The following is a 394-nucleotide window of genomic DNA, read 5'->3' as shown; positions in this document are numbered from 1 at the left end:
GGCATGATCAAGTCGCGCCTGCATCTCATCAAGAACAGCTTCGTGTTCCCAGCGTGTCACGCGACGTTGGGGACCTGGTGTGCAGTCCCCTTTTAGCGAACATTGCTGGCAATTTGAACTCCAGTACTTACTGATCTTCAGGCCGCGCTCAACGGTCGAGAATCGCCAGATGAGCCGTTCGCCGGCCGGGCACCGATATTCGTTCGTCTGTGCGTTGTAAATGAAGTCATCCTTGCCGAAGCGACCATGAGCCGTTGCGCTCGATGTCACCGTCTTCGGAACGAACACGCTTATTCCAGCCTCATGGCATGCGAGTATTTCTTCGCTCTTGTAGTAGCCGCGATCCGCAACGGCGGTGAGCTTGTCGACGGCCATCTCTGTACGGGCAAGCTTC

At 56.1% G+C, this 394-nt stretch carries 1 pseudogene; it reads right to left on the bottom strand.

What is annotated here, in order from left to right:
* A pseudogene (locus tag P0D89_RS54165) lies at positions 1-394 on the bottom strand (IS5/IS1182 family transposase); the annotation flags it as partial.

The sequence above is a fragment of the Paraburkholderia sp. RL18-085-BIA-A genome (genome assembly GCF_046027075.1).
Taxonomy (GTDB): Bacteria; Pseudomonadota; Gammaproteobacteria; order Burkholderiales; family Burkholderiaceae; genus Paraburkholderia.
The sequence above is the reverse complement of the archived record's forward strand: the minus strand, read 5'-3'. Positions and strand labels throughout refer to the sequence as shown.